The organism is Mesobacillus campisalis, assembly GCF_000986785.1.
GTDB lineage: Bacteria > Bacillota > Bacilli > Bacillales > Cytobacillaceae > Mesobacillus_B > Mesobacillus_B campisalis.
Window position 1 is genome coordinate 102,519 of the sequence record NZ_LAYY01000014.1, and the last position, 25,982, is coordinate 128,500.

The 25,982-nt window shown below is 43.9% G+C and carries 24 protein-coding genes, 1 tRNA gene and 1 pseudogene; 3 read left to right on the plus strand and 23 right to left on the minus strand.

What is annotated here, in order from left to right:
• Positions 1-208: 208 nt before the first annotated feature.
• The 8 genes from gndA to WQ57_RS13815 all read right to left on the minus strand — a co-directional run bounded on the left by gndA (position 209) and on the right by WQ57_RS13815 (position 9,958).
• Positions 209-1,621 carry an NADP-dependent phosphogluconate dehydrogenase gene (gene gndA / locus WQ57_RS13780; RefSeq protein WP_046524350.1) on the minus strand — a complete coding sequence of 471 codons (1,413 nt, stop codon included), beginning with the start codon at positions 1,619-1,621 and terminating at the stop codon, positions 209-211.
• Positions 1,622-1,723: 102 nt separating this feature from the next.
• A complete protein-coding gene (gene uxaC / locus WQ57_RS13785; protein WP_046524351.1) occupies positions 1,724-3,127 on the minus strand; it encodes a glucuronate isomerase in 1,404 nt (467 codons plus the stop codon).
• A 270-nt stretch (positions 3,128-3,397) separates the two neighbouring features.
• Complete coding sequence (locus WQ57_RS13790; RefSeq protein ID WP_046524352.1) at positions 3,398-4,261, minus strand: sugar phosphate isomerase/epimerase family protein; 864 nt, start codon at positions 4,259-4,261, stop codon at positions 3,398-3,400.
• Complete coding sequence (locus WQ57_RS13795; RefSeq protein ID WP_046524353.1) at positions 4,258-5,268, minus strand: Gfo/Idh/MocA family protein; 1,011 nt, start codon at positions 5,266-5,268, stop codon at positions 4,258-4,260. The genes WQ57_RS13790 and WQ57_RS13795 overlap by 4 nt, the downstream gene beginning before the upstream one ends.
• Before the next feature lie 95 nt (positions 5,269-5,363).
• The gene (locus tag WQ57_RS13800) at positions 5,364-6,521 is read right to left on the minus strand and encodes a Gfo/Idh/MocA family protein (protein ID WP_046524354.1); all 1,158 of its coding nucleotides are present in this window, start codon (positions 6,519-6,521) and stop codon (positions 5,364-5,366) included.
• A gap of 2 nt (positions 6,522-6,523) precedes the next feature.
• A complete protein-coding gene (locus WQ57_RS13805) occupies positions 6,524-7,411 on the minus strand; it encodes a sugar phosphate isomerase/epimerase family protein (protein ID WP_046524355.1) in 888 nt (295 codons plus the stop codon).
• 16 nt (positions 7,412-7,427) lie between these two features.
• A complete protein-coding gene (locus WQ57_RS13810) occupies positions 7,428-8,279 on the minus strand; it encodes an AraC family transcriptional regulator (protein ID WP_046524356.1) in 852 nt (283 codons plus the stop codon).
• A gap of 179 nt (positions 8,280-8,458) precedes the next feature.
• Positions 8,459-9,958, minus strand: coding sequence for an MFS transporter (locus WQ57_RS13815; RefSeq protein WP_046524357.1), 1,500 nt, complete (start codon positions 9,956-9,958; stop codon positions 8,459-8,461).
• 470 nt (positions 9,959-10,428) lie between these two features.
• Here WQ57_RS13815 and WQ57_RS26680 point away from each other — a divergent pair, with 470 nt between their 5' ends.
• On the plus strand, positions 10,429-10,599 hold the full coding sequence (locus WQ57_RS26680) for a hypothetical protein (protein WP_156183139.1): 171 nt from the start codon (positions 10,429-10,431) through the stop codon (positions 10,597-10,599).
• 219 nt (positions 10,600-10,818) lie between these two features.
• Positions 10,819-12,033, plus strand: coding sequence for an MFS transporter (locus WQ57_RS13820; RefSeq protein ID WP_241481549.1), 1,215 nt, complete (start codon positions 10,819-10,821; stop codon positions 12,031-12,033).
• Positions 12,034-12,165: 132 nt separating this feature from the next.
• Here the strand turns inward: WQ57_RS13820 and WQ57_RS13825 are convergent, their stop codons facing one another.
• The 6 genes from WQ57_RS13825 to WQ57_RS13850 form a co-directional block, all read right to left on the minus strand.
• On the minus strand, positions 12,166-13,335 hold the full coding sequence (locus tag WQ57_RS13825) for a cation:proton antiporter (RefSeq protein WP_046524358.1): 1,170 nt from the start codon (positions 13,333-13,335) through the stop codon (positions 12,166-12,168).
• A 172-nt stretch (positions 13,336-13,507) separates the two neighbouring features.
• Positions 13,508-14,599 (minus strand): class I mannose-6-phosphate isomerase, encoded by a 1,092-nt coding sequence (locus tag WQ57_RS13830; protein WP_052948757.1) that lies wholly within the window; start codon positions 14,597-14,599, stop codon positions 13,508-13,510.
• 40 nt (positions 14,600-14,639) lie between these two features.
• The gene (locus WQ57_RS13835) at positions 14,640-15,332 is read right to left on the minus strand and encodes a GntR family transcriptional regulator (protein ID WP_046524359.1); all 693 of its coding nucleotides are present in this window, start codon (positions 15,330-15,332) and stop codon (positions 14,640-14,642) included.
• Positions 15,333-15,452: 120 nt separating this feature from the next.
• The gene (locus WQ57_RS13840; RefSeq protein WP_046524360.1) at positions 15,453-16,736 is read right to left on the minus strand and encodes a TRAP transporter large permease; all 1,284 of its coding nucleotides are present in this window, start codon (positions 16,734-16,736) and stop codon (positions 15,453-15,455) included.
• A 9-nt stretch (positions 16,737-16,745) separates the two neighbouring features.
• On the minus strand, positions 16,746-17,210 hold the full coding sequence (locus WQ57_RS13845) for a TRAP transporter small permease (protein ID WP_046524361.1): 465 nt from the start codon (positions 17,208-17,210) through the stop codon (positions 16,746-16,748).
• 2 nt (positions 17,211-17,212) lie between these two features.
• Positions 17,213-18,217: a C4-dicarboxylate TRAP transporter substrate-binding protein gene (locus WQ57_RS13850; RefSeq protein ID WP_046524362.1), complete on the minus strand. Its 1,005-nt coding sequence runs from the start codon at positions 18,215-18,217 to the stop codon at positions 17,213-17,215.
• 363 nt (positions 18,218-18,580) lie between these two features.
• Between WQ57_RS13850 and WQ57_RS13855 the strand changes: the two are divergent.
• A pseudogene (locus WQ57_RS13855) lies at positions 18,581-20,106 on the plus strand (FAD-dependent oxidoreductase).
• Between the two features lie 85 nt (positions 20,107-20,191).
• On the opposite strand, the gene WQ57_RS13860 reads toward WQ57_RS13855, so the two are convergent.
• The 9 genes from WQ57_RS13860 to WQ57_RS26685 all read right to left on the minus strand — a co-directional run bounded on the left by WQ57_RS13860 (position 20,192) and on the right by WQ57_RS26685 (position 25,947).
• A complete protein-coding gene (locus tag WQ57_RS13860; protein WP_046524363.1) occupies positions 20,192-20,968 on the minus strand; it encodes a sulfite exporter TauE/SafE family protein in 777 nt (258 codons plus the stop codon).
• 55 nt (positions 20,969-21,023) lie between these two features.
• A complete protein-coding gene (locus WQ57_RS13865) occupies positions 21,024-21,251 on the minus strand; it encodes a sulfurtransferase TusA family protein (protein ID WP_046524364.1) in 228 nt (75 codons plus the stop codon).
• Positions 21,252-21,286: 35 nt separating this feature from the next.
• Positions 21,287-22,399, minus strand: coding sequence for an MBL fold metallo-hydrolase (locus WQ57_RS13870; RefSeq protein ID WP_162200613.1), 1,113 nt, complete (start codon positions 22,397-22,399; stop codon positions 21,287-21,289).
• 75 nt (positions 22,400-22,474) lie between these two features.
• Positions 22,475-23,044 carry a sulfurtransferase TusA family protein gene (locus tag WQ57_RS13875; RefSeq protein WP_046524366.1) on the minus strand — a complete coding sequence of 190 codons (570 nt, stop codon included), beginning with the start codon at positions 23,042-23,044 and terminating at the stop codon, positions 22,475-22,477.
• Positions 23,045-23,089: 45 nt separating this feature from the next.
• Positions 23,090-23,386, minus strand: a complete 297-nt coding sequence (locus tag WQ57_RS13880) for a rhodanese-like domain-containing protein (RefSeq protein ID WP_046524367.1) — start codon at positions 23,384-23,386, stop codon at positions 23,090-23,092.
• Positions 23,387-23,461: 75 nt separating this feature from the next.
• Complete coding sequence (locus tag WQ57_RS13885) at positions 23,462-23,941, minus strand: DsrE/DsrF/DrsH-like family protein (protein WP_046524368.1); 480 nt, start codon at positions 23,939-23,941, stop codon at positions 23,462-23,464.
• Between the two features lie 84 nt (positions 23,942-24,025).
• On the minus strand, positions 24,026-24,289 hold the full coding sequence (locus WQ57_RS13890; RefSeq protein ID WP_046524369.1) for a metal-sensitive transcriptional regulator: 264 nt from the start codon (positions 24,287-24,289) through the stop codon (positions 24,026-24,028).
• Between the two features lie 519 nt (positions 24,290-24,808).
• A complete protein-coding gene (locus WQ57_RS13895) occupies positions 24,809-25,627 on the minus strand; it encodes a YwqG family protein (RefSeq protein ID WP_046524370.1) in 819 nt (272 codons plus the stop codon).
• A 223-nt stretch (positions 25,628-25,850) separates the two neighbouring features.
• Positions 25,851-25,947 (minus strand) — tRNA-Sec (locus WQ57_RS26685).
• Positions 25,948-25,982: the final 35 nt, after the last annotated feature.

A 25,982-nucleotide genomic window follows, 5' to 3' on the forward strand; every position in this document is an offset into this window, starting at 1 on the left:
CAAAATATATTAATTTGTTGATTCAATAGCCGTTTTATTAATTTGTTTATCAAACGAATTAATTAACTATCCTCATCATAGCATTATCCCTATAGTACGTCAATATATGAAAATCGGCCATATTCCTTCAAAAAAATAGAGACAAAAACGCACCCTGACAAGGTCCGTTTATGCCTCTATCCATAAGTTTCATACTAAAAGGAAATGCTTATTCCATCCAGTTTGTATGGAATACTCCTTCTTTGTCCACACGCTGGTACGTATGGGCGCCAAAGTAATCACGCTGTGCCTGCAGGAGGTTGGCCGGAAGCGTTTCAGTCCGGTAGCTGTCAAAATAAGCAATCGCGCTGGCGAAAGAAGGTACCGGAATACCATTTTCGATGGCCAAAGAAACAACTTTACGCAATGCATCCTGATAGCCTTGGACAATCTCCTTAAAGTATGGATCCAGCAGCAGGTTTGCCAATTCAGGATCACGATCGTAGGCATCCTTGATTTTCTGCAGGAATTGAGCGCGAATAATGCAGCCGCCGCGGAATATCATGGCGATATCCCCGTAGTTCAGGTTCCAGTCATATTCGTCTGATGCTGCACGCATCTGGGCAAATCCTTGGGCATAGGAACAAATCTTGCTCATATATAGCGCTTTGCGGACCGCTTCGACCAACTCTTCCTTCTTGCCTTCAAATCGTTTAGCTTCTGGTCCTTCAAGGGTCTTGCTAGCTTTCACACGCTCATCTTTCATTGCGGAAATAAAACGCGCAAACACAGATTCAGTGATGATTGGCAGCGGTACGCCCAGGTCTAGAGCATTTTGGCTAGTCCATTTGCCTGTTCCTTTTTGGCCGGCAGTGTCGAGAATGACATCAACCAAAGGTTTGCCGGTTTCTTCGTCCACTTTTGTAAAGATGTCCGCTGTGATTTCAATCAGGTAGCTGTCAAGCTCTCCCTTATTCCATTCTGCAAATACTTCATGAAGTTCCTGCGCCTCCATGCCAAGCACATGTTTCATGATGAAGTAAGCTTCACAAATTAATTGCATGTCACCGTACTCGATGCCATTGTGAACCATTTTCACGTAATGTCCGGCACCATTCGGCCCGATGTATGTGCAGCATGCATCTCCTTCAACTTTTGCCGAAATGGCTTCCAGAATTGGCTTTACAAGCTCATAGGCCTCTTTCTTGCCTCCTGGCATAATGGAAGGTCCTTTCAGGGCTCCTTCTTCTCCACCGGAAACACCTGTGCCAATGAAATGGAATCCTGCACTCGCCAATTCCTTATTGCGTCGGATAGTGTCCTGGAAGAATGTATTGCCGCCATCGATCAAGATATCGCCTTCTTCAAGATAAGGCTTCAACGATTCAATTGTCGCATCGGTCGCAGCTCCCGCTTTAACCATCAATAAAATCTTTCGTGGTTTTTCCAGAGACTGAACAAATTCTTCAACCGTACGTGCACCGACAAAGTTCTTTCCCTTTGCCTCTTTCTCCAGAAATTCTTCCGTTTTTTCATAGGAACGATTGAAAACCGCTACGGAATAGCCACGGCTCTCAATATTTAATGCCAGGTTTTTTCCCATTACTGCTAATCCAACCACACCAATTTGCTGTTTAGACATTAAGATCCCTCTCGCTTTCATATATTCAAGTGTAAAATAACCTAGCCTTTTATCAAGGAAGGGAATAACTGTGGCAGGGCCATCAAAGGCCCTTATCTTTCATTAACGCTGTAAGAAATACTTTTCAGCGTTGTAATAGCCGATATTTTCAACCATTTTCTCAAGGAATTCAAAATCATCCGGAACCAATCCTCTTTCCACCCATTCTCCCAGGATATTGCAAAGGATGCGGCGGAAATAGTCATGACGGGCATAGGATAGGAAGCTGCGTGAATCGGTCAGCATCCCGATAAAGTGGCTTAATAGGCCGACGTTTGCCAGATCCTTCATTTGCCTTTCCATACCATCAATGTGGTCGAGGAACCACCAGCCGGAACCAAACTGGATTTTCCCTGGAACTCCCTCTTCATAGAAATTCCCCATCATGCCGGCCAGAACCTGATTGTCCTTTTGGTTCAAATTGAACAAGACCGTTCTCGGCAGCGCGTCCTGCAGATCTAGCGCATCAAGGAAACGGGAAATCCCTTCAGCAAAATTGATTTCTGCTGGTGAATCGAAACCTGTATCAGGGCCAATCTTATTTTTCATTTTAGTATTGTTGTTTCTCATTGCGCCCATATGGAGCTGCATGACCCACTCTTTTTCTGCGTACATTTTTCCAAGTTGAGTTAACAGGAATGCTTTGTAAAGAGTCACTTCCTCTTCTGTAAGCTCCGAGCCGCTCAGGCGTTTTGCAAAGATAGGTTCAATCTCTTCCTTTGTTGTCTGAACATACTCCATCTTTTGGATGTCATGGTCAGATGCACGGCCGCCATGTTCATGGAAGTAATCGACGCGCTGCTGTAAAGCTTGTAAAAACGAGTCTAGTGTATCTACTTTTATTCCCGATACTTCGGATAATTTCTGGATCCAGCCTTCAAAGGTTGACCGCTCAATGAACAGGGCTCCATCCGGACGGAAGGTTGGTGCGATTCTTGCAGTAAAGCTTTCGTCATTCTTCAATAATTGATGGTATTCCAATGTTGAAACGGGATCATCGGTTGTGCCGATAAATTTAACATTTGATCTCTCAATGAATGCTCTTGGTTTAAATTCAGGCTGTTTCAGCTTTTCATTGCACTCATCGTAAATTTCACGAGCGGTTTCCGGGCTCAATCTTTTCTCAATCCCGAAAAACATTTTAAGTTCCATATGCGTCCAGTGGTAAAGCGGATTTCCGATCAGGTGCGGAACCGTTTCTGCCCAGGCCGAGAACTTTTCCCAGTCCGATGCATCTCCGGTAAGGAAGCGCTCGCCAATGCCATGCATGCGCATAGCCCGCCATTTATAATGGTCGCCGCCAAGCCATAGCTTGGTGATATTTTCATAAGGCTTATTTTCCCATACTTCTTTTGGGTCTAAGTGACAATGAAAGTCAAAAATCGGCAGCCCGACAATTGCGTTTTCATAAAGCCTGACGGCTGTATCTGTATTAAGCATGAAACGATCGTCTAAGAATGCTCTCATTCTATTCCCTCCCAAATCTTTTTCTGTAAACCTTTTCAAATTTTACCCTAAAAAATAATTATTATAATTTGTTTATTAAACAAATTAATTACACTTATAATTTATCATTTCTATTATGTTTCGTCAATGTAGATATTATGAACAATCAATTGACTTTAAAATTGTATCTTTTGCCTGTTATCATATTACCATAATGGCATTGGTTTAATAGTGATTTTCGCAAAAATTGAGAGGCAGCTTCCTGCAGCTGCCTCTCTCATGTTTTTTCTATTAAAACCAATCACCATACCCTAATTTTCTTAGGTTTTCAGCTGATGTTTCCAGGCAGTCAAATGGATCTCGGCCATAAACATCATCCTGTTCAACAAGGAAGTATTCTGCTCCGCTTTCCAGACCAGCTTCGATAATAGCCTTGATATTCAGGTTGCCTTCGCCAACTTCAGCAAACTCAATGGTGTTAGTGAAAGCCTGGAAGAACTTGGCCATATCTTTCTGAAAGTCCACATCACTTAAGTCCATTTGGCCGATGCGGTAGTCTTTCAGGTGCAGTAAGGATACACGATTCTTATATTGTTTAATAAACTCCACCGGATTTTCGCCAGCTCGCTGGATCCAATGCACATCCAGCTCGAAGCCAAGCTTGGTGGTATTGTTTTTCATCAAGTCCAATAAATATTCCCCGTCGAATTTTTGGAACTCCAAATGGTGGGTATGATAGTACAGCTCAATGTCTTCCCCGGCCAATCTTTCTGCCATCGCTTCCGCTCTTTCGATAAAGCTCATGATCTTATCTTTATCATCCATAAGATGCAAAGGCATCATCCCGATGCGCAGGTAACGGCAATCCAGCGTTTTGCAATCGCTCACAATCTTTTCGTAATCAGCTGTCAAAGTCTCTCCTGGTGCGCCGGGCAGCATCGGCTCCAATGCAGCAGACAAGGCAGCAATTTTAATCCCAAAGTCCTCACTCGCTTTTTTTAGCTCAGCGACATTCTCAGATGTCATCGGAATTTGAGAAACCTCAACCGCCCTGTATCCGAGGTCATGGATCTTTCTCATTGTTTCATATACGCCTATTTCCTCAACCTTGCCTTTAAGCATCATCATCTGTACGCCAATTTGTCCCTTGTTCATGCTAACGCCTCCCACTTAATTTTTTCTTTGCTCGCTGATGACATCCGGATGGCATCAATGATTTGTATGGAAATCAGTGCATCTTTGGCATGGACATAGTCATCAGAATCATTTTCTATACAGGAATAGAAGTGGTTGATTAACTTCGCATGGCTTGCTCCATAGTAAAATTTGCTCCCCGGAAGCTTTGTATCTTCCATGATTTCTTCCTTTTTGCCATCGTCGTTTACTTTTGTCAGGATACTGTCTTTAATGGTGAATTTCCCTTTTTCAAAAACGGCCTGGAGCTCGACACTCGAATTGACACCATTGGCATTTGTCGCATAAAACAAACCAGTTGCGCCGTTTTTAAAGGTAATATGTGCTGTTGCGGTGTCTTCAACCTCAATCCCATAATCCAATAACTGATCAATCGATCCGCGAAGTGAATCAATTTCTCCACCAAGTAATTGGATTAAGTCCAGTGTATGAAGTGCCTGATTGATCATCACACCTCCGCCGGCTGTTGCCATCTTCCCGCGCCATGGCTTTACGTCATAATAAGCCTTTGGGCGGTGCCAGGCCACCAGTCCTTTGACTCCAACCAGATTGCCGTATTCTCCACTCGCCGCCAATTCTTGCAGAGTCTCAAATGTCTCATTATATCGATTTTGGTGACAGACACCTATTTTTATATCAGAATGGTTTTCTTCCAGCTTCACGAGTTCCAAAGCCTCTTTTGTATTTAACCCAAGCGGCTTTTCCAGGAATACATGGACTCCTTTTTCGACACATGCTTTTGTAACTGGATAATGCAGATGGTGCGGCAGACAATTATGAACACAGTCCAGCGCTTCGTTTTCCAGCATTTTTTCATAGCTGGTATAAAAGGGCACCCCCGGTACACGGTCCGTTAATGTTTCATCGATATCACATACAGCCACTAATTCAACATTCGGGTTTGCTTGTATAGCAGGTATATGAATATTGGAAATATCCCCTAATCCAATCACCGCTGCTCTTAGCATAATCCCATCTCCTTTAGATGAGGCAAGAGGCCTGTCCTACCTGTCCATTACAATAGTCAGGCGACAGGCCTCCAATTAAGGCCTCACAATGTATATTATTTAATAGGATTCTTTTTTTCTTCTTCTATTTTTTTGTTCAATTCAGCCAGGAATAGTTCCTCATCGATTGGCAGCTCCACTTCTTTTCCAAGCCAGCTTGAAAGATGGATCGCATTTGCCAGGGCCACGCCATGGATGCCGTCACTTCCTGGTGCGATTAAAGGAGTTCCGTCCAAAATGTTTGCCGCGAAGTTTTCGAGAACGGAAATATGCTGGGCACCCCATACACTTTCAAATTCGATGACTTCTTCTGTATAGATATCGGATGTGTCTCCACCCATGAAAAGGTTCATAATATCCATCATGTTCATCGTTTTGTTCATTTCTGGTTCAGGCTTCACAAGACGCTTAATGGTGATTTTCTTGCTGTCATCAACGATGATCTTTCCGTTGTCACCCATGATTTCCAAGCGGTCAGTACCGACAACATCATGAGTCGCGGTAATAAACACACCTGTCGCTCCATTGCCATAATCAAGCATTGCTGTCACTTCATCTTCTACCGCGATATTTCTTTGGAAGCCGTACTTAACATTGGAGTAAACCTTTTTAGGCATTCCGCAAATCCATTGAAGCAGGTCGATTTGGTGTGGCGCCTGATTGACGAGGACACCGCCTCCCTCACCTTCCCAGGTAGCTCTCCATGCGCTTTGGTCATAATATCCTTGCGGTCTCCACCATGTTGTAATGATCCAGTTTGTTCTGCGGATTTTCCCGATTTCCCCATTATCGATCATTTCTTTTAGTTTTTGGTAAAGCGGGTTGGTACGCTGATTGAAAAACACGCCATATGTTAATTCTGGTTTTGTAGCAGCAAAGTCGTTTAATTCTTTCACCTGCTTTGTGTAAACACCAGCCGGTTTTTCAAGCAGTACATGAACATCCCTTTTTAATGCTTCGATTCCCATTTCAGGATGGAGATAGTGGGGAACGGTTGTGACGACTGCGTCCACATTGCCGCTTTCAAGCATCTCAATATAATTGTCGTAGAATGGCACGTCAGGATATTTTTCCGCACACATTTCTTTCTTCGCCGGGTCGATGTCGCAAATCGCCCCAATCACCATGTTTTTCACTTTGCCTTCCGAGATGAATCCAGCATATGTTCCACCTTGTGCTCCAATACCGATAATTCCCAGTCTAACTTGGTTCATTATTATTTCTCCTCACTTTCAATTTTTTCTAAAATATCCAATAAAGCCTCATACTGAAGTTTGTATGCACTTTCTCCATCAAGCCCTTTATTATCTTTGATTACTTCACTTGCATCTTCGAGTTCTAAATCTTTCAAAGAGTCGAATAAAACTAAATGAGGTTCAAGTGTCAAAAATCCTTTGTAGCCGCTTTTGATAAACTGTGCAAGAAGTTCAGGGATCTTGCCTTCCCCAGTGCCGCAGACAACATTCTGGCTGTCCGTTGAAACGGCATCCTTGATGTGGATGTAGACAATTTCTTCTCTCAACAAATCATAGCAAGCTTGTGTATCCTCGCCACACTGGACAAAGTTTGCGAAATCAAAGATTCCTTTAAAAGATGGCGAGGCCACTTCTGTCAGGATTTCATGGCAGCGGCGGCCAATGTCTCCGAAAATATCCTTTTCATTTTCGTGGACTAAGATAACATTGTATTGCCCAGCGATTTCCGCAAATTGCTTCAGCTTGTCAATGACCTCTTCCTTGTAGGAATCCGCCTCCTCCCCCTTTGGGATATAAAAGCTAAAGATCCTGATATACTGGCAATCTAATAGATTCGCAATTTGGCAAAGCGTGTCCAGCATTTTCTTTTGCTTTTCAAAACCTTCCTGGTCATTGATAAACACTTTTCCAATAGGGGAGCCAATGGAAGAAACCTTAACACCGGCCTTTTGAAGACGCGGAAGCACTTCCTCTTTTACTTCCTCAACCGAGAAATCCCCAATATTCTTACCATCAATTCCTCTTAAGGAGATGTATTCCATGCCTAATCTAGAGACAACTTCAAGCTGTGTATTAAAGTCCGATGAAATCTCATCAGAAAAACCGGAAATGTGAAGATCCTGGTTCATCTTAATCAAATCCTCCTTATTCATATACTTTAATTCGTGATTGCCGGTATTCTTTTGCAGTAACACCGACTTTCTCACGAAAATAGCGGCTAAAATGCGAAACGCTTTCAAAACCACATTCATGGGCAATCTCTTTCAGTGGTTTATCCGGCTCAATTTCCAGTAAATACTTTACCTGGTTCAAACGGCATCCCATCACATATTCCATAATCGTAAAGCCCGTCATTTCCTTAAAAACATGTGCTGCATAGGACTTGCTGAGATTAAGGGCTTCTGCAATGGATTGGATACTTAACTTATTCATGTAATTTTTTTGAATATACTCTGCAATGTTTTCAGCATGCTCTGCCTTGTCCACTTTTTTACCGGTCATTTTTATTGAGTGCTGCTGACCTAGGCGATGAACTATAATCAATACTTGCAGAAGCAAAACTTTCATTTCCGTGATGGAATGCTGATTTTTTTTCGGTGACGTCCTTTTCAGTTCAGCAAGCCGGCTGACAACGGTTTCCAAATACTTCAGCTCTGGGTTTTCTTTCGTTCTTATCAAACAATGATGGAGCTTTTCAAACGCTTCCAGCAGATACATACTTCCCATTCCAGCCAGGATGTCTTTTATCCAGTGTGGGGAAAAGTGAATATGACTGCGAACATAATCACTGTTTTTTTCGATATTTGGTTTGTGAAGCGTTTTCCCATCCAGCAATAAAATATCGCCTGGCTCCAGATCATAAATATGGTTATGGACGATGTATCTGCAGGATCCGCCATGGAAAATGTATATTTCATATTCCTGATGGGAATGGAACTCCGAAACATATTCGATCAGGCCGTGCAATCGATAGTTAACCAATAATGTTTCATCCAAGTGAAAATCACCCTTTCAATGAAACTACCTACATTTTAGATGAATAAATAGCAAAATTCATTACCTGTCACTGCCGTCTTTTCTACCAAAATGTTCTGAGAGTGCTTTTTTTACCAGACAGTCAGATAATCCTATGTATAAAAAAAGGGATATCGCTATCCCTTTTTCCAACAATACCATTACTTTTCCCCTGATGCGCCCGGAAGTGTGATTTGATTCTTTTCAACAAGTACGTTTTTAACTTCAGCAATTTCAGCCTGAATTTGGGCCATGTACTTATCATCCAATTTGTAGAATTTCATTGCGATCAGCGATGCAATCCAGCCAAGCATCGGAACTCCGATATGGAAAAATAATGCAAGAGCAAAGATTCCGGTTGTCAATGGTGTATCCACTTCCGGGAACACCGTGGTGAAGCCGATTCCAGCAAGCATCAATCCGACAATGGTGGACGCTAAAGATGAGATTAGCTTATCGACAAAGGAGAAGATGGTTCCAATCATGCCTGGTACATATCTTCCGGTAATATGTGTTTCATAGTCGGAGGTGTCTGCTATCATCGGAATGACCAAATTTCCTGTCAAGCCCATAAAAGCATATCCTCCTGTGTAGAAAACCAAAAACGCAATTGTTGCAAAGCCCATATTGGATAAAGAAATGGAGGTTGGATCATTAATCACCAGGAATAAAACCAGCAGCAGGGTAAATGAAATCAATGCACCCCAGGTCGCTCCAACAAATGTTCTTTTCAATCCTTTATTACGGGCAATTCCTACACCAATATACGTTAAAATTAATGTTGGAATAATGGTAATCATTGAAACAGTTCCACTTAGAGCATAATCACCAATCAAAATTCCAAAAAACATCACAGGAACAACAGGTTGTCTTAAAACTTGGCCTGCGAGCTTATCGGTAGCAGCCGCGATGACCAGCATTTGCAATGGGCGATTCCTTTTAATGACTGGCCAGTAATCACGGAACGTCGTTTTGACGGATTTTTCAGCAAAACCAAAGTATTCGGTACGGTCTTTTTCCCATAGTGCAATCACAGCAAGAACGGTAAAAATGGCCCCTGCGATAATGACAACGGTATTAAACTCTGTGAAGAACCCTTGGTTAAAGCCGCCATGTTTCGGCTGCAAGTATGAAGCAATATAAAACTGTCCGCCTACAAATAAAATCGTATTATATGTTGCATCAAACGCCGAGAACACCGGACGCTGTTTTGGATCATTGGTCAAAACGGTCTGGGCCGCTTTTGTCACAGCCGTCTGAAAAGTGTAACCGATAATATGGATCCCATAGACTATGATAAAGAATGGAAGGCGCATTCCTTCTGGCACCAGGTGGGTCAGGTTGAAAAGTGCCAGGACCGTTATGATTAAAATGATATTTCCCAAAACCATATACGGCCTGAACTTGCCAAACTTCGTATTGGTTTTATCAATCACATAACCGATAATTGGATCGGTAATCCCATCAAATAGCCTCATTGCGGTCAATATATAACTAATAGCGACTACCGCAACTCCTGCTATGCCTGTGGCATAATAAGAAATAAAACCCATCGCGAACATATACAAGTTTGTTGCCGTATTGTTCAATGCGAAAAATCCAATTTGCCACATTTTAGACCGATTTACAAATTCATTTTGGTTCGCTTTTGCTGCAGCCATTCAATTCCCCTCCTGTTGAAACTGCTTACATCTTCTTGTAAAAAAATTCACCTATCCGTTTCTCTTGTTCCACCTGTTCATATCTTGGCTTTTATAGTCTCTACTTATTAGGCCTAATTACAACGCTTTCATTTTTGGTAATTAATTTGTTTACTTTACAAATTAAAGATATCATCATGATTTCCTTACGTCAACAATTTGCAATCGTTATGTTTTCAGGAAATAACTGGGGTAACAGAGGGGTAGTTACAGACTCTTGCAGGCAGGCACCGTTTAACAACGAAAAAGAATACTTAGGAGAGCTCGTCTCTATATAGGAAATGGTGAAATCATTAGAAAAAAAGAGTTGCTTGCGTTTTCATGCAGGATGTTTCCGTTTTCCTGGCCGATGTTCCCGTTTTCACCACCATTGTTAAAATATGACTTCCCTGCCATAATAAAAGTAACAATTGGAAGGGAGATAAAGCACTATGATGAAAAAATTCATTGTATCGTTTAAAGAAGGCTTGCTTATGTACTCAAACTCGCAATATGGAGATGTAAACTGGCAAGCGAAAAGAAATGAGATGGTCTTCGCAGAAAGCAAACCTGCCAACAAAAAGAATGTATGTGCAACAAAAAAACTATATATGGCCAACTAACCGATTCTCTCAATACATGGAAAATCGGTTTTTTTATTTTTTAGTATCTTTTATTCAAACAGAAACTATTGGAAAATCCCTCCTAAAGGTTTGACAAGTTAACAAAACGGTCGATACTATGGTATTACCATCGTATTTCCGACTATTAAAATAGGAATATATTCTATCCATACTTTGTGTATTTCGCAATTAACTATAATAGATTGGGGTTTTTTAACTGTGAAGAGTGAGTATAAAGAAGCGGTTTGGACAAAAGATTTTATTATGCTTTCATCAGCCAGCTTCTTCTTGGCGATGGTTTTTTATCTGTTGATGGTCACCATTGCGGTCTATTCAGTGGAAACCTTTAATGCTTCAACTGGCCAAGCCGGCGTTGCTTCGGGGATTTTTATCGTTGGTGTCCTTATTGGCCGATTGTATATTGGGCGTAAATATAATGACTATAATACGAAGCTCATTCTTGTGATTAGCGGAATCGCAATAGTAGCCAGCATTTTACTTTACTTTATTCAATGGAATATTTCATTTTTATTTTTAACCCGGCTGATCCATGGAATAACCTTTGGGGTTGCGGCTAACACTCTGGCCGCCATTATTGCTGTCGTGCTGCCTCCTTCCCGAAGAGGAGAAGGAATCGGCTATTTTACAATGAGCATGACCTTGGCTGCCGCCATCGGTCCGTTCATCGGCGTTTTGATGTCCAAAACGGCAAACCACTTTCCGATTTTCTCTCTATGTCTCTTCCTTGGCCTAATATCGCTCGTCTTCATATTATTCTCAAACATTCCGTCACTTAAGGTAAAGAAAAAGCCTGGTATTCAAAAAATCAGCTGGACACAGTTCCTAGAACCAAACGCGATACCGATTTCCATCGTCATTATGGGTATTTCCTTTTGTTACGGAAGTGTCCTATCCTTTATTAATCTTTATGCTTCCGAAGTTCATTTAGTGGAAGCTGCCAGTTTCTTTTTCCTCGTTTATGCCCTTGCCATTCTTTTCTCACGGCCGATCACTGGCAAATTAGTCGATTCCAAAGGCGCTAATTTTGTTATGTATCCATGTATCGTCTTGCTGGCAGCCGGGATGTTCGTATTAAGCATAGCCAGCACAAGCTTCTTATTATTATTGGCAGCAGGCCTCATTGGAATAGGTTACGGAAATATCCAATCCACCCTCCAAGTCGTAGCCGTTAAAACGGCACCGCCAGGACAGATTGGTTTAGCGACATCTACCTATTATATCGGGATGGATGCAGCAAACGGAGTCAGCCCAGCTGTTTTGGGGCTCATTATACCGTTCCTCGGCTTTGGGCAGATGTACCTGTCATTAGCTGTTTTCGCGATGCTGATGGCTGTTCTCTATTATTTTGTGTATGGCCGCAAAGAATCTTTATTTCTGGCTGACGTGAACAATGAAGCAACTGTGGATCGTTAATGGGGTAGTATAAAACTTATGAAGGCATTGCGTCCGAAGGAAACCTTATTGTTTTCCGTACTTTTTTTGTGCACACAAAGGTGAGCAATAATCTGAATTATCGCTCACCTAACCATAAGATTTAAAACGAAATCAAGCACTGACATCCGTTTTGTTTATTTTCACCTGAAGCGTTCTGGTTCCAAAGAACACTTTTAATAATGGCGGCGTAACTAGGGTTGTAAGGATCACCACGATAATCATAGATGTGTAATATTCTATTGGCAATAGGCCACTGTCCAATCCCATTGCAGCTATGATTAAGGCCACTTCTCCCCGTGAAATCATTCCTGCACCAATACCCATGGAAGATCGATTGTTAAATCCTGATACCCTGGCTCCAATACCTGAACCAATGAACTTAGACAGTACAGCGATAATCGAGAATACAGTTAAGAATCCCAGCTGGCTTCCAATTCCGTTAAATGATACAGCTAAACCAATACTTACAAAAAAGAAAGGAACGAAAAGACCATTTGCGATTGGTTCTACTTTATGTTCAATTTCTTCTTTATATTTAGTCTGGGAAATTGCAATCCCTGCAAAGAACGTCCCAATAATCCCGGCTACCCCCAAATATTCTGCAAAGTAGGCGAAGCTAAAGCAAATAATTAAGCCGGCACTTAAAACAGTCTCCGTTACCTTAAACTTTGAAAATACCTGGATAAATCTAGGCACTACCCATTTCGCAGCAAGAATGATTACCACAAAGAATAAGATTTTTTTCCCAATAAGCAGGGCAAGGTTCGTATCAGAGTTTGCGAAGAAACTAATCGCAATAGCAAGTAAAATGACAACAATAATATCGTCCAATACGGCTGCTCCTAGTAACGCAGAACCTTCTTTACTATTTAGCCAGCCAAGTTCCCTTAATGTTTGGACAGAGATGCTTACAGATGTTGCAGACAATAATAACCCTACAAAGATGGATTCTGCCGTGTTAAAACCAAAAATTTGAGCAGCAAAATAGGATAATAAAATGGGGGCAATAACCCCGCCAACCGCAACGAGCACTGCTGCCTTTTTATTTTCGTTCAAATCATTTAGATCCGTTTCCAAACCTGCTAAAAACATTAACAGCAGCACACCAATTTGGCTAAAAACAGTGATGATTTCCGAGTCATGCACCCATCCAAGCAATGCCGGCCCCAAAATAATCCCAACGATAATTTTTCCCAATACAGAGGGTTGGCCAAGTTTAATGCTTAATTGGCCAGCTATTTTTGTTGCAAGTAAAATAAGAACAATTTGTAATATAACCATGTCTTCTACCCCTATTAAATTATTTTATATAAAAAAACACATAGCAGTGCCAATTTGACTGACTCCACCATGTGTTTTAATTATTTAATTAGCAAACTAATTATAGCAGGCTTCTATCTTTATGAAACCGCTTTTTAAAAAATTTTTGTAATTTTGTATACATTGTATCCGTTTATTCGCTTTCCGGTCCGCGGAACCTTAGGGCCCTAAATGGTTCGTTCCCCCTGTTTTTAATCATGAAGGAAGTATCGGCCGGAAGGAAATATTGTTCCCCGGCATTCGCTTCCATCATTTCTCTTCCACTTGTGAAGCACGCTTTTCCTGACAATATGTACATTCCCGAAAACACACTTTCTTCCGGCACGTCCATCTCCCCTTCCACTTCAAGAAGCGTCATACCGAAATAAGGGGTATACTTGTACCCAATGAGCTCTACTTCCCTCTTCCCCCCACCCTCTTGAAGAACGCAAGGAGGGATCTTCCATTTTTTCAAGGTATCTTCCCTGGTCCGCCCTTCATAATTGAAACAGTCGAACATCCGGTCGAACCCGATTCCCTGGTGGCACATGAAGTCATCGATCCTAAAGCCCGAAGGCGTGGTTTTCTCAATCCGGAAGGTATAATCGGTCGGTTCCTGGATTTCAACAAGGAAACATCCTGAACCTATGGCATGGGGGGTCCCCCCTTCAATCAAGAAGGTGTCCCCCGGTTTTACCTCATACCGGTGGAGGCAATTCAGCATCCCTTCTATGTCCTGGTCCCAGAACAATTTTTCCCACTGCTCCCGCGTGACGCCGGGCTTGAACCCGAGGTACACATAAGGAGTAACCCCGTTGATTGCTCTTCCCCCAAGGATGTGCCAGCACTCCGTTTTTCCGTAGGAAGAGAAGAACAGCTCCTCCGCCTTCTTCCTGTCCGGATGGACCTGGACGGTCAGGCGTTCGGCTGAGTCAATAATTTTGACCAAAACCCCTGTCCCGCTTCCGTGCTTTTCGTGATGAGCCTTTCCCAGCACTTTTTCTGGGTCCCCTTTGATCCATTCCCTTAGGGTGATGTCGTTTCCGGCCACCACGCTTAGTCCTTCCAATAAGTGTTCGCGTCCCTTGTTTCGTGCCTCCACCACCGACATGATCCACTCTTCAGGGAAATGCCCGTCCACCTGATTCTCCTTCCCCTGCCGCTCATCGATGAGCTTTCCGCCGAGATACGTGCGCCAGGCACGGGTCGGCAGCAGCCTCACCGGAAGAGTGTTTCCTCTTTTCATCAAGCTTCACTCCTCTTTCCTTCCATTATCCCGCCCAATCTCAGTGCTGGAAATAATGTGGGTATTTCTGCTTCAACTCATCAATGTGCCATAAACATTTCCCCAAATGGGAACCTATGACCTTCTCTGCCTCATCAGCATCCTTCTTCCTGAGGACGTTCACCAATCTTTCATGATCGTCCAGAGTCTCCTCCCATCTGGAAGGGCTGCTGGCTACGAGCCTCAATACCCGGACCCTCTTGAACTGCGCGTTCATCTGGTCAATAGCCTGCCAGGTTTTCTTCTTGCCAAGCCCTTTGAAGATCGTTTCGTGGAACTCGTCGTCTAGCTGGAAGAAGGCCTTGTAATCTCCATCTCCAACCGATTTTCTTTGCCTGATCAAACTCCGCTCCAACAGTAAAAGCGTATCTTCGCTCAATTGCGCCGCGGCGATTCGAATGACGGCCATTTCTAGGTTCAGCCTCATGAACCTCGATTCCTCCACCAGGGGAGGGTCAATGAGCGATACGAACGTTCCAATCTGAGGGACGATCTCCACAAGTCCCTGCCTTGAAAGCTGGATCATCGCTTCCCTGACCGGAGTCCTGCTCACATGGAGATTGGAGGCAATTTCATTTTCCGAAAGCGCCGAACCAGGCTGAAGCTGGCAATCGATGATGTTTTCGAATAAATATTGATACACATAGTCACGCCTTGTGCCGCTTCCAATCTTCCCTGCATTTTTGGTTTTCATAGCATTTCCCTTTCCTTCCCTTCCTCCTATTCAAATACGGGAGAAGGGAACCAGAAAAAAGGGCCTCAGGCGACCCCAAAAGGATAATTCCCTCCGTGAGCCGCCAGGACACCCTCTTTCCTACTCCCCGAAGACGACATCAGGTATGAACAAGATGAAATCCGGGAAAAACACCATGATGGCCACGACGGCAAAAATGGCAATGTAAAACGGAATGGCCTCCTTCACCGTATCCTGAGGTGAGCAACCCATAATCTGGGAAACAGTGAACAGCGACACCCCCATCGGCGGGGTGATAATGCCAAACGTTGTGACCGTCATCATGATTAACCCGAAATGCACTGGGTCAATGCCGACGCTAGTGACAATCGGGACGAAAATCGGGGTCAGAAGAAGCGTGACGACCGTTGTCTCGACAAACATCCCAGCGATGATCAAGGCAAGGATGATAACGCCGAGAAGAGCGTACGGATTTTGAGTGATTCCGGAAATGATTTCGGATAGGCTCCGGGTTACGTTGTCATAGACGATTCCGTACCCGAATATCCCTGAAACCGAAATGATAAGCATTACGGCGCCGATGTCCACCGCGCTATTCTGAACCGTTTCCCATAGTCTCTTCCATGTAAGATCCTTATAAATTACCATTCCTACAAAGATGGCATACACGGCCGCAAACGCACCGGACTCGGATGGGGTGAAAATTCCATACCGGATTCCGACAATCAAGATCACCGGAAACAGCAATGCCCATATACCGTCTTTCAATGCGACAAGTACTTCCTTGATTCCGGGCGGTTTTTCCCTTTCCGGCAGATACCTGTTTCTCCTGCTTGTGTAGGAGACAGCGATCATCAAGGCAATCATCATCATGATTCCAGGGAGGATTCCGGCAGCGAATAGCCTCCCGATGGATACTTCCCCGATGCTTCCGTAAAGGATGAGCCCCATGCTCGGGGGAATTGTCGCCGTTATGAGTGACGACACCCCATTGATAGCTGCCCCGTAAGCCGGCTTGTACCCTTTCCTCACCATGTCAGGACCGAGGATCCTCGACTGCATTGCAGCATCCGCGACCGCAGAACCCGATACCCCGCCCATCAATGTACTAAGCACCACACTCACCTGCGCAAGGTTCCCGTACATATGCCCAGTGAGGACATCCGCGAGCTTAATGAGCCTTTTCGTAATCCCCGTGCTGTTCATCAGGTGCCCCGCGAAGATGAATAGCGGGATGGCGAGCATGGTGAACGACTGGGAAGTGGTCAGTGTTCTCTGAACGGCAATGGACAGAGGCACTTCAGGTGTGGTAAGGAAAAAGAACAGTCCGGAAATCCCGATCGCGAACGCTACCGGCATCCCAAAGAACAATAGAAATAAAAAGACTGCAAGGACTAGTAACATACGCTCCCCCTACCCATTCTTCTTCCATGTCTGGCGAATTTTGATTACCGTGCTCACCATCATGAGAAATGCACCCACAGGCACGGAGATGGTGGCCCATGAATAACTGATCCCGAGCGTCTGGAATTGCCTGCTGGTGCTCTCCATCGCGAGCGGAACGCCATACCATAGAAGGAAACCAAGGAATAGCAGTATAACGACATTCCACACACTCATGACAATCTTTCTCCCATTTTCCGTAAGCCGGTTGATTAATAGATCCATGTTGACTAGTTCCGCCTTCCTGATGGCCATGTCGGCCCCCAGGAAGATCACCCAGGCGAACAGGAGCATCGAAAGATCGACGGCCCAGTTGATAGGGTACTTAATGGTCCGGAAGATGGCAGAGAGGAAGACAAGAAGAGTAATGGAAATAAGGAAGCTTTTGACCAGCGTCTCTTCCACCTTGCAAAAGTGACCATACAATTTTTTCATGTTTATCTTCCTATTTCTTTATAGATTTGTTCTCTCAATTCTGTGAAGCCAAGCTTTTCATACGCCTGTTCGGCTGCCTTTTTGAATGCCTCGACATCGGGCTCGACCACTTCGACTCCTTCAGCCTTCAGCTTTTCCTCAAGCTCTCCCTGCATGTCCGCAATTTCCTTGGCATTTCCTTCCGCAACTGCTCTTGTCTCCTCCAGCAGCAGGGTCTGAAGATCTTCAGGAAGGGTTTCGAACCATTTTTCCCCTACGATGATTCCGTTGATGAGCTGGAAATGGCTTGTCTTGTTTACATACTTGATGACTTCATACATGCGGGAAGGATATGTAGACGTATGCTGAGCTTCCGCTCCATCGATGGCGCCCTGCTGAACAGCGGAGTACGCCTCTCCCCATGGCATCGCAATCGGTGTTGCGCCCATCGCTTTCACGGATTCCTGCCAAACAGGAGATCCAGGCGTCCGGATCCTGAGCCCTTTCAGGTCTTCCGGTTTCTCAATCGGCTCATTGGTCAGGAAATGCCTTGGTCCGTCATACCAGTTAAACGATAGCACGCGGATTCCGTGCTCTTCCGCCAGGGATTTTTCCCACGATTTGAAGGTGTCCCCCTGGGTGATTTTCAATACGTCTTCATAGTTATCGGCAAGGTAAGGGGCTCCGATGATGCCCATTTCCTCCACATATAAGCCCATGCGGCTTCCATCCGTGAGAACAGCCACGTTCACTCCCTGTTCTGCTTGTTCGATAACGTCATCGTCACTTCCAAGCTGTGCACTTGGGTAGACTTCCATTTTCAGACGCCCTTCCGATTTTTCCTCAAGCCTTTCCGCAAGGTCGTAGAATCCTTTTACGATTGGCGCTGTTTCTGCCTGCTGGGTGGACATCTTTAAGGTATAGACCTTTCCCTCTTCCTTCTTTGTGTCCCCACCGCTCTGTTCCGAGCAGCCTGCCAATGCAAGCGCTGCCATCATGACCAATAGGAAAACCCACCTTTTCTTCATGTTTCTCCCCCTCAAATATGGTTATTTGTTTTAGTGATGGTGTAAACGTTTCCACCACACTTGTATACTAGCATACTGAATTTTTAGAAATCAACATAAATTTGTTTGCTAAACAAATATTTTTTAATATTGTTTCAAATTCTCCATATTTGTTTAGAATTTTTTATGATAATCAGCCACAATTATTATATTTGTCTAATTTGTGGACACTAAAAATTTTTTGGAGGAAAATTCAACTTTTAATAGTGAAATCTACTTATACCCCGTATAGTATATAGATATAAGCTATTCCCTTATTTTCAGGGATTAACTACACATTTTAATACCCATATAGGTATATATAAAGAACGAGGAGGAATTATCATGGCTAAAAAAATTGTAATCGTTGGAGGAGTTGCAGGTGGCGCTTCAGCTGCTGCCAGACTGAGAAGATTGGATGAGACAGCAACCATAGTTTTAATTGAGCGAGGCGAACACATATCTTTTGCAAACTGTGGCTTGCCCTACTTTATCGGCGAGACAATCAAGGACAGGCAAAAGCTTTTTGTCCAGACGGTTGAAGGAATGAGCAAAAAACCTTGATATCCGGAACCTGACAGAAGTAATCGGCATCAATCGCGATAAAAAAACGGTCACAGTGAAAGATCTTCAATCCAGTGAGGTTTATGAAGAAAATTATGACAGTTTGATTTTATCCCCTGGTGCAAAACCGGTTGTCCCGCCAATTGATGGGCTTTCGGAAGCAAACAACATCTTTACGTTAAGAAATATTCCGGGTACAGATAAAATCAAATCATTAATCGATAAGAAGAACCCTCAAAAAGCTGTCGTGATCGGGGGCGGGTTCATTGGGCTGAAAATGGCTGAAAACCTTGCGGAGCGCGGCATCGAAGTGACAGTTGTGGAACTTGGAAAGCAGGTAATGGCTCCGCTTGATTATGAAATGGCCTCCCTTATTCACACCCATCTCGCAGAGAAAGGCGTTAACTTGATCTTGGAGGATGGAGTAAAAGCTTTTAAACAAAATGGGAGTATCATTGAACTGGAGAGCGGAATGCAAATTTGCACCGACATGGCGATTTTATCAATCGGGGTCAGCCCTGAGAACAAGCTTGCAGTCATGGCCGGCCTGGAGGTAGGCCAGCGCGGCGGGATTCTCGTGAATGATTATCTGCAAACAAATGACCCGGATATTTACGCCATTGGAGATGCGATTGAAGTCAAAGATTTTATCAATGGAAATGCAGCCATGATTACGTTAGCAGGACCAGCGAACCGCCAGGGTAGAATTGTAGCCAATAATGTATATGGCAAGCAGGAAAAATATAAAGGAACGCTTGGCACCTCCATCCAGGAGCTGCGCCTATTGCTTTAAAATTGCTCTTCAGCCCGGAGACAGGAAGCATCTACGGAGCACAGGCTGTCGGCGAAGATGGCGGATTGATGTCATTGCAACGGCCATTAAAGGAGGGTTAACGGTCCATGATTTAACCGAAGTGGAGTTATCCTACGCTCCTCCCTTCTCTTCTGCAAAAGATCCAGTCAACATGGCAGGCTATGTTGCAGCCAACATCATGGACGGAGATGTTGAAACCGTGCAGTGGGATGAGATTGACTTAATCGTCGAGAATGGCGGACTGCTGATTGATGTCCGCGAGCCGATTGAAAGAGAAATGGGATTTATTAAGGGTTCAATCAATATCCCGCTGGGAGAAATAAGGAATCGTCTGCACGAAATTCCTAAAGATCAAACGGTCTTTGTCTCTTGCCAGGTGGGATTGAGAGGTTATCTGGCTTCCAGGATTCTAAAGGATAATGGGTATTCGGTGAAAAACCTGGACGGGGGCTGGAAGACCTACTCTAGTGCCATCCAAAAAGGAAATGATTAAACACAAAGGCTTGCTGCTGACAGCAAGCCTTTGGCTTTTAGGAAGATAGATTATTCCTGCATTATCATTCCACAAAACATAGCGTTTATAAAATATCCAGCCAAATTTTTATAGCTGTCGCCAGGATTAATACAGCCAGAATCACCTGAAGAAGTTTTGTATTCACCTTTTTCCCTGCCATCGCTCCTAATGGTGACGCAATTAAGCTTGCGACAACCATTATGGCCGCTGGACCATAATCCACTTGGCCCGTCGTGATTTTGCCGACGGTAGCTCCGATCGAGGAGATGAAAGTGATCGCCAAAGAAGAAGCAATGGTCATCCTTGTAGGTATTTTCAATACCACGAGCATGATTGGCACCAATAAAAAGGCTCCTGCGGCACCAACGATACCTGCCCCAATCCCGACAATCAGAGAAAGAACAGCTGCAAGCCATTTATTGAACGTTACTTGATCCAGCGGGATATCATCCAGTCCTTTTTTAGGAATGAACATCATCACCGCTGCTGTTAAGGCGAGGATCCCATAAATCAAGTTAATTCCTGCTTCCGACATCAGCTTTGATCCAAACCCGCCAATAAAGCTGCCGACTAAAATGCTGGCTCCCATGTAGGCAATTAATGATTTATTTAAATAACCACCTTTCCGGTAGGCCAAGACTCCGCCAATGGTTGCAAAAAACACCTGAACTGCACTAATGCCGGAGACTTCGTGTGCCGTGAATGCGGACAAGCCTAACAATGGCGGGATATAGAGAAGCAACGGGTATTTAATGATGGACCCGCCAATCCCGAGCATCCCTGAAATATAAGAACCGATAAACCCAATAAGAAAAATAGTAATAATAAATTCGAGTTCCATGGTTTTCTCACTCTCCTAAAAAAGGGAACCATGATGGTTCCCCTCTATACGATTATTAGCCTTTTTTAATCCAGAATTTTAGAACATCACTTTCTTCTTCGTGTTTCACAAGCTCATGTCCGCCTGATTTTGCCCAGGCAGCAAGGTCATTCTTTGCCCCTTTGTCTGTTGCATGGATTTCCAGCACCTGGCCGGATTCAAGCTCAGCCATCGCTTTCTTCGTCTTTACAATCGGCATTGGGCATGCCAGGCCTTTGGCATCTAATACTTTGTTTGCTTCCATTATTACAGCCTCCTAAAAGTTTAAAGTTTTAATTATTAGCGGACCGCACAGCGGTTTGGCCCTATTTCCATTTCGCGCTGTTTTTCAGTATCCGGGCTGATTTTGCCCATATTCGTTTCACGGATTTGCTGGTAGGCATTTGGCTGCGGCGGCAGATTTTCCGTTACAAGCTTCCTGAATTCATTTTCATCCTCGATATTTAATCCATGGTTCTTGGCAAACAATACTCCAAGCTTCTCTGCAACACTTCCATCTTCATTCAGTTCATCAATGATCATAAAGTGTGCAGGCAGCACGATCAATTCCTCCGATAGCTCCCGGTAACGGGAATACAGGCTTTCGCGCAGATCGCCAACCCAGTCCTCAGCCAATCCGGCCAAATCAGGTCTGCCGATTGAATCAATGAAGAGAATATCCCCTGAAAGCAGGAACTGGTCATCGACTACGAAGGATGTAGATCCAATCGTGTGCCCTGGGGAGTATAAAGAATGAATATTGATCTTCGTTTCCCCAATGCTCACATCGTTTCCGCCTTCAAGCGGTTCATAGTCAAACGTTACTTCTGTCGCATCTTTGGGAGGCAGCCAGTAAGTCGCATTTGTCTTCTCGGCAATCACCCGGCCTCCGGAAATGTGGTCGGCATGAAGATGGGTATCAAATACATGGGTAATCTTCGCGTTCTTGCTTTTGGCAAAATCAAGATAAATGTCTGTCATGCGGGTAGCGTCAATAAGGGCCGCCTCGCCATTTGACAGCACCATATAGGAAAGGCAGCCTTTGCCGATCCGGACAAACTGGTAAAGCTCTCCGCCATCTTTCAGATCTCCAACCTTCACAGGCTCCAAATGTTCACTCCAGGCTTTCATTCCGCCTTGCAGATAGAAAACATCAAGTCCGGCATCCGAAAGCATTTCAGCCACCATTACCGATGAACCTTCTTTTGCGCAAACAACCAGAACTTCCTGTTCTGCAGGAATTTTGTCCATGATTCCTTCTACCCCATCAAGAAGTTCGAAGTATGGGATATTGAGATATTGAAAATTCTCTCCTTCAATTTTCCAATCCTGAAAATCACTTTCGTTTCGGACATCTAAAACAAACAGTTTTTCTTTATTAAAAACCTTCTTTGTCACTTCTTTTGAAGTCATTGCTTTAATAGCCACTCATCTTACCTCCCAGGGTATATTTTGGATTAAAAAATTTTAGAATGCTTTTATCTCATTTTACTTAGTTATACTAACCGTGCTGCCGTTCCAGGCGCTCATGCCAGGCACGACATTACTTACTTTGCTGAATCCGTTTTGGGCCAGCTTTTGTGCAGCAAGGTCACTGCGGCTGCCGGTACGGCAAATCACAAAAATCTCATCTTCTTTATTAATCTCTCCAAGCCGCGCTTCCAGCTCACCCATCGGAATGTTAATGGCATTTGGAATATGATTAAACGCATATTCCGCTTCTTCCCTTACATCCAGAACCACAATAGAATCATTTAGTTTGTTTTCCAAATCTTCGTTCGTTGCTACGACAGGATGCTTTCTTTCTTCTGTATCTTCGCTGGATGATTTACGAAGATAATGCTTCAGGACCCCGCCTTCTTCAATTGTGCCCAAATATTGATGCCCCGTGCTTTCCGCCCATGCTTTAAGGTCTGCTTTTGAACCTTTATCTGTGGCCTGGACTTCCACCACCTGGCCTGCTTCCACACTGTTCATTGCTTTTTTGGTTTTAACGATCGGCATCGGACAAGCCAGGCCTTTTGCATCCAGTACTAAATCAGTTTTTAAAGATTCCATTATGATTCCTCCATTTTACCCATTGGGGTATTTTTTGTAAAAAAATTATTCAGTCGGCCCTTCCCATGCCAGCATTCCGCCTGCCATATTAATGATGTTGTACCCGTGGCTGTCCAGCAGCTGGCACGCACGGCCGCTCCTGCCTCCTGAACGGCAAACCATGATATATTCCTTTGATTTATCCAATTCTTGCATGCGGAATTCCAATAGTCCCAGAGGGATATGAACAGCACCAGGGATTTTTCCTGCAGCCACCTCATCCACTTCCCGCACATCGACAATGTTTAGTGATTTATCATGTTTCAATAATGCTTCTACTTCTTTGGCAGTCATCTGTTTCATGCTTATTCCCCCTAAGGTCTCCAGGCGCTTACTCCGCCCTTGACATTCGTAATTTGTGTGAAGCCCAATTTTTTTTTAGATAAACAGGTTCACATTGCCATCCTCGGCATCTGCAAGGTAGGCCGCGACTCCTGCATATTCGATATTGTCCAGGAGTTCTTCCTCCTTAAGCCCCAGGAGGTCCATAGTCATTGTGCAGGCTACTAGTTTAACATCCTGCTCTTGAGCCATCTCGATCAGCTGAGGAAGAGTCAGGGCATTATGCTTTTTCATGACATTCTTAATCATTTTCGGGCCAAATCCTGCAAAATGCATTTTAGAAAGCCCCATTTTATCAGCACCTTTGGGCATCATTTTTGCAAACATTTTTTCAATAAATCCTTTTTCAACCTCAATCTCTTCTTCTTTCCTTAAAGCATTCAATCCCCAAAAGGTATGAAAGATGGTTACCTCGTGGTCATAGGCTGCTGCACCATTGGCAATGATGTACGCAGCCATCGCTTTATCATAATCACCGCTAAATAATACGATCGTTGTTCTTTTCTTTTCTGTCATGTTAATCCTCCTCGAAAAATAATTACCGTTACCCCCATGGGTATTAAATTAACAAAAAGATAAAAGGGTGTCAACCCTTTTGTTCTACCTGCTTTTGACTAACAGATTTACCGCTTCCTTTATCAAATCGTCCGCCTGTTGCTCTCCCTGATCATCTGCGTTACGCACACATTCCACTAAATTGGAGCTTACCACTAAGCCAATTGAACGGTCAATGGCGGATCTCGCGGCAGACAATTGAGTAATCACATCTTTACAGTCCTTGCCTTCTTCCATCATGCGCAATATTCCTCTAAGCTGGCCTTCAATCCTTTTTACCCGGTTTTTCATCTGGCCATTATATTCCATCCAAATCCCTCCATTCTATGGCTTTTTTATTTTCTGAAGCTTTTCGCTTGTTTTGTTTCATTCATTACAGGTTTCATAATATACCCCTAATGGTATTCTGTCAACCTGGTAAAGTGAAAAAATAGAAGGAGAATTTAAGTATGTGGAGAATTTCAAACAAAAAAAATCCCTCGGGGCTTCCCCCCAAGGGATTTATTAGAAAACCCGCTTCATCTGTTCCATACAATCGAAAACGTGCTGCCTTCCTCTGAACTCTCTTTTAGAAAAAGCTCGGCACCCAATGCCTGTTTTTTCATAATTATTTCCTCCTACGTTACCTTGTTTACTCAGGCCGCTCTTCTTTGGACCTTGTACTTATAATTTAACGGCCCAATATGTCAGGAAAATGTTAAAAGCAATCAATAGGAGATTTTTTTTAAAGCGGAATTTCCCCCGAAAATGGATTATGGCCATTTTTTCATATCAGGAATGTGTCAAAGGGAGGAAGGCAAAGTCACATGGCTGCCACAGATTTGCTAATCAAGAACAATCCCAATTATAGAGAACCCTGGAGAAATCCAGCTTCTCCAAATCTTCTTTTCTTATAAAAAAGTTGCCCACACCGCAGTCTCCCCACATAATTTCTCTCTCGTCTTCTGAATCCATTTGTAAAAGGAGGATGTCATGCTCACGGAAAGAGTGTTCGTAGCATCTTGGGTCTTCCTGGGTGAAGTAGGCGTATCCGCCGATCTTATGTCCTTCTCCGGAGAGTTCCTCCGAGAAAACATCAATAAGAGTAAGTTCCCCGTAGGAATCCTTGCCGACAACCACCTCACAGTCCATATCCTTCATAAGTTCTTCAAACTGGAAGTCAGAAGGAGGCACCGGCTCTTGTGCCAGTGAGAAGGAAATCGCCCACTCACCTTCGATTGGCAGATAGTCTTCGTCGGGCTCTTCCATATAGGAAAAATCCGTCACAAGAAGGGAGTCGTCCTCAAGGACCTCTGCATGGTACACTACACGGAAGTTCTTCTGGGAGGTGGGGTCATCGAAATCAAGACCCATCATATCGTCGTGCGCGGACAGGAAAAATTGGATCATGCCTTCCAAGGGCATTCCGGGGAGTTTCGGAATGTCTGAAAACCGGTATTGCGCCAGGAGCGACATATGTCTTCCTTTTTCGTCCAGAGGATGATCCGCTCCTTTAGGAAGGTAGGGAAAACCACCAAACTTGCTCTCGTAAAGTGCAGGTTTCCCATCGACCGTGGTGATGGAGATGCAAGGTTTTGCTGTTTTCTCAATTTCATTTCTGTAAGGTTCCAGCGTTTTGGACAGTTTGAAAAATTGCTTATCGTTCAAGTGTGAATCTCTCCTTCCTCTTTCTGTCTTAATTTTACAGCGCCTAACAGCATCTGCCTACAGAATTCTGTCCACAAAAAATAGCCACCTAGTAATTTTAATAGGTGACTAAAAATAAATGGCCTGCACGGTTCCCTACCCGGACTCCATCGGTCATGCCGATTTTGAGTATTAAAACCATATAAGTGGTTAAATATGTAAAACGCTAGAATTATTTCTTAGTTGGCGGGACTGCGTGGGAATCGAACCCACCTGACCTGGCACGCAGGTCACAAGCGGTTTTGAAGACCGTGGAGGACACCAGTACCCCATCCAGCCCCGTATTGGTGACCTAAGATGATTTTTTGCTCCCTTA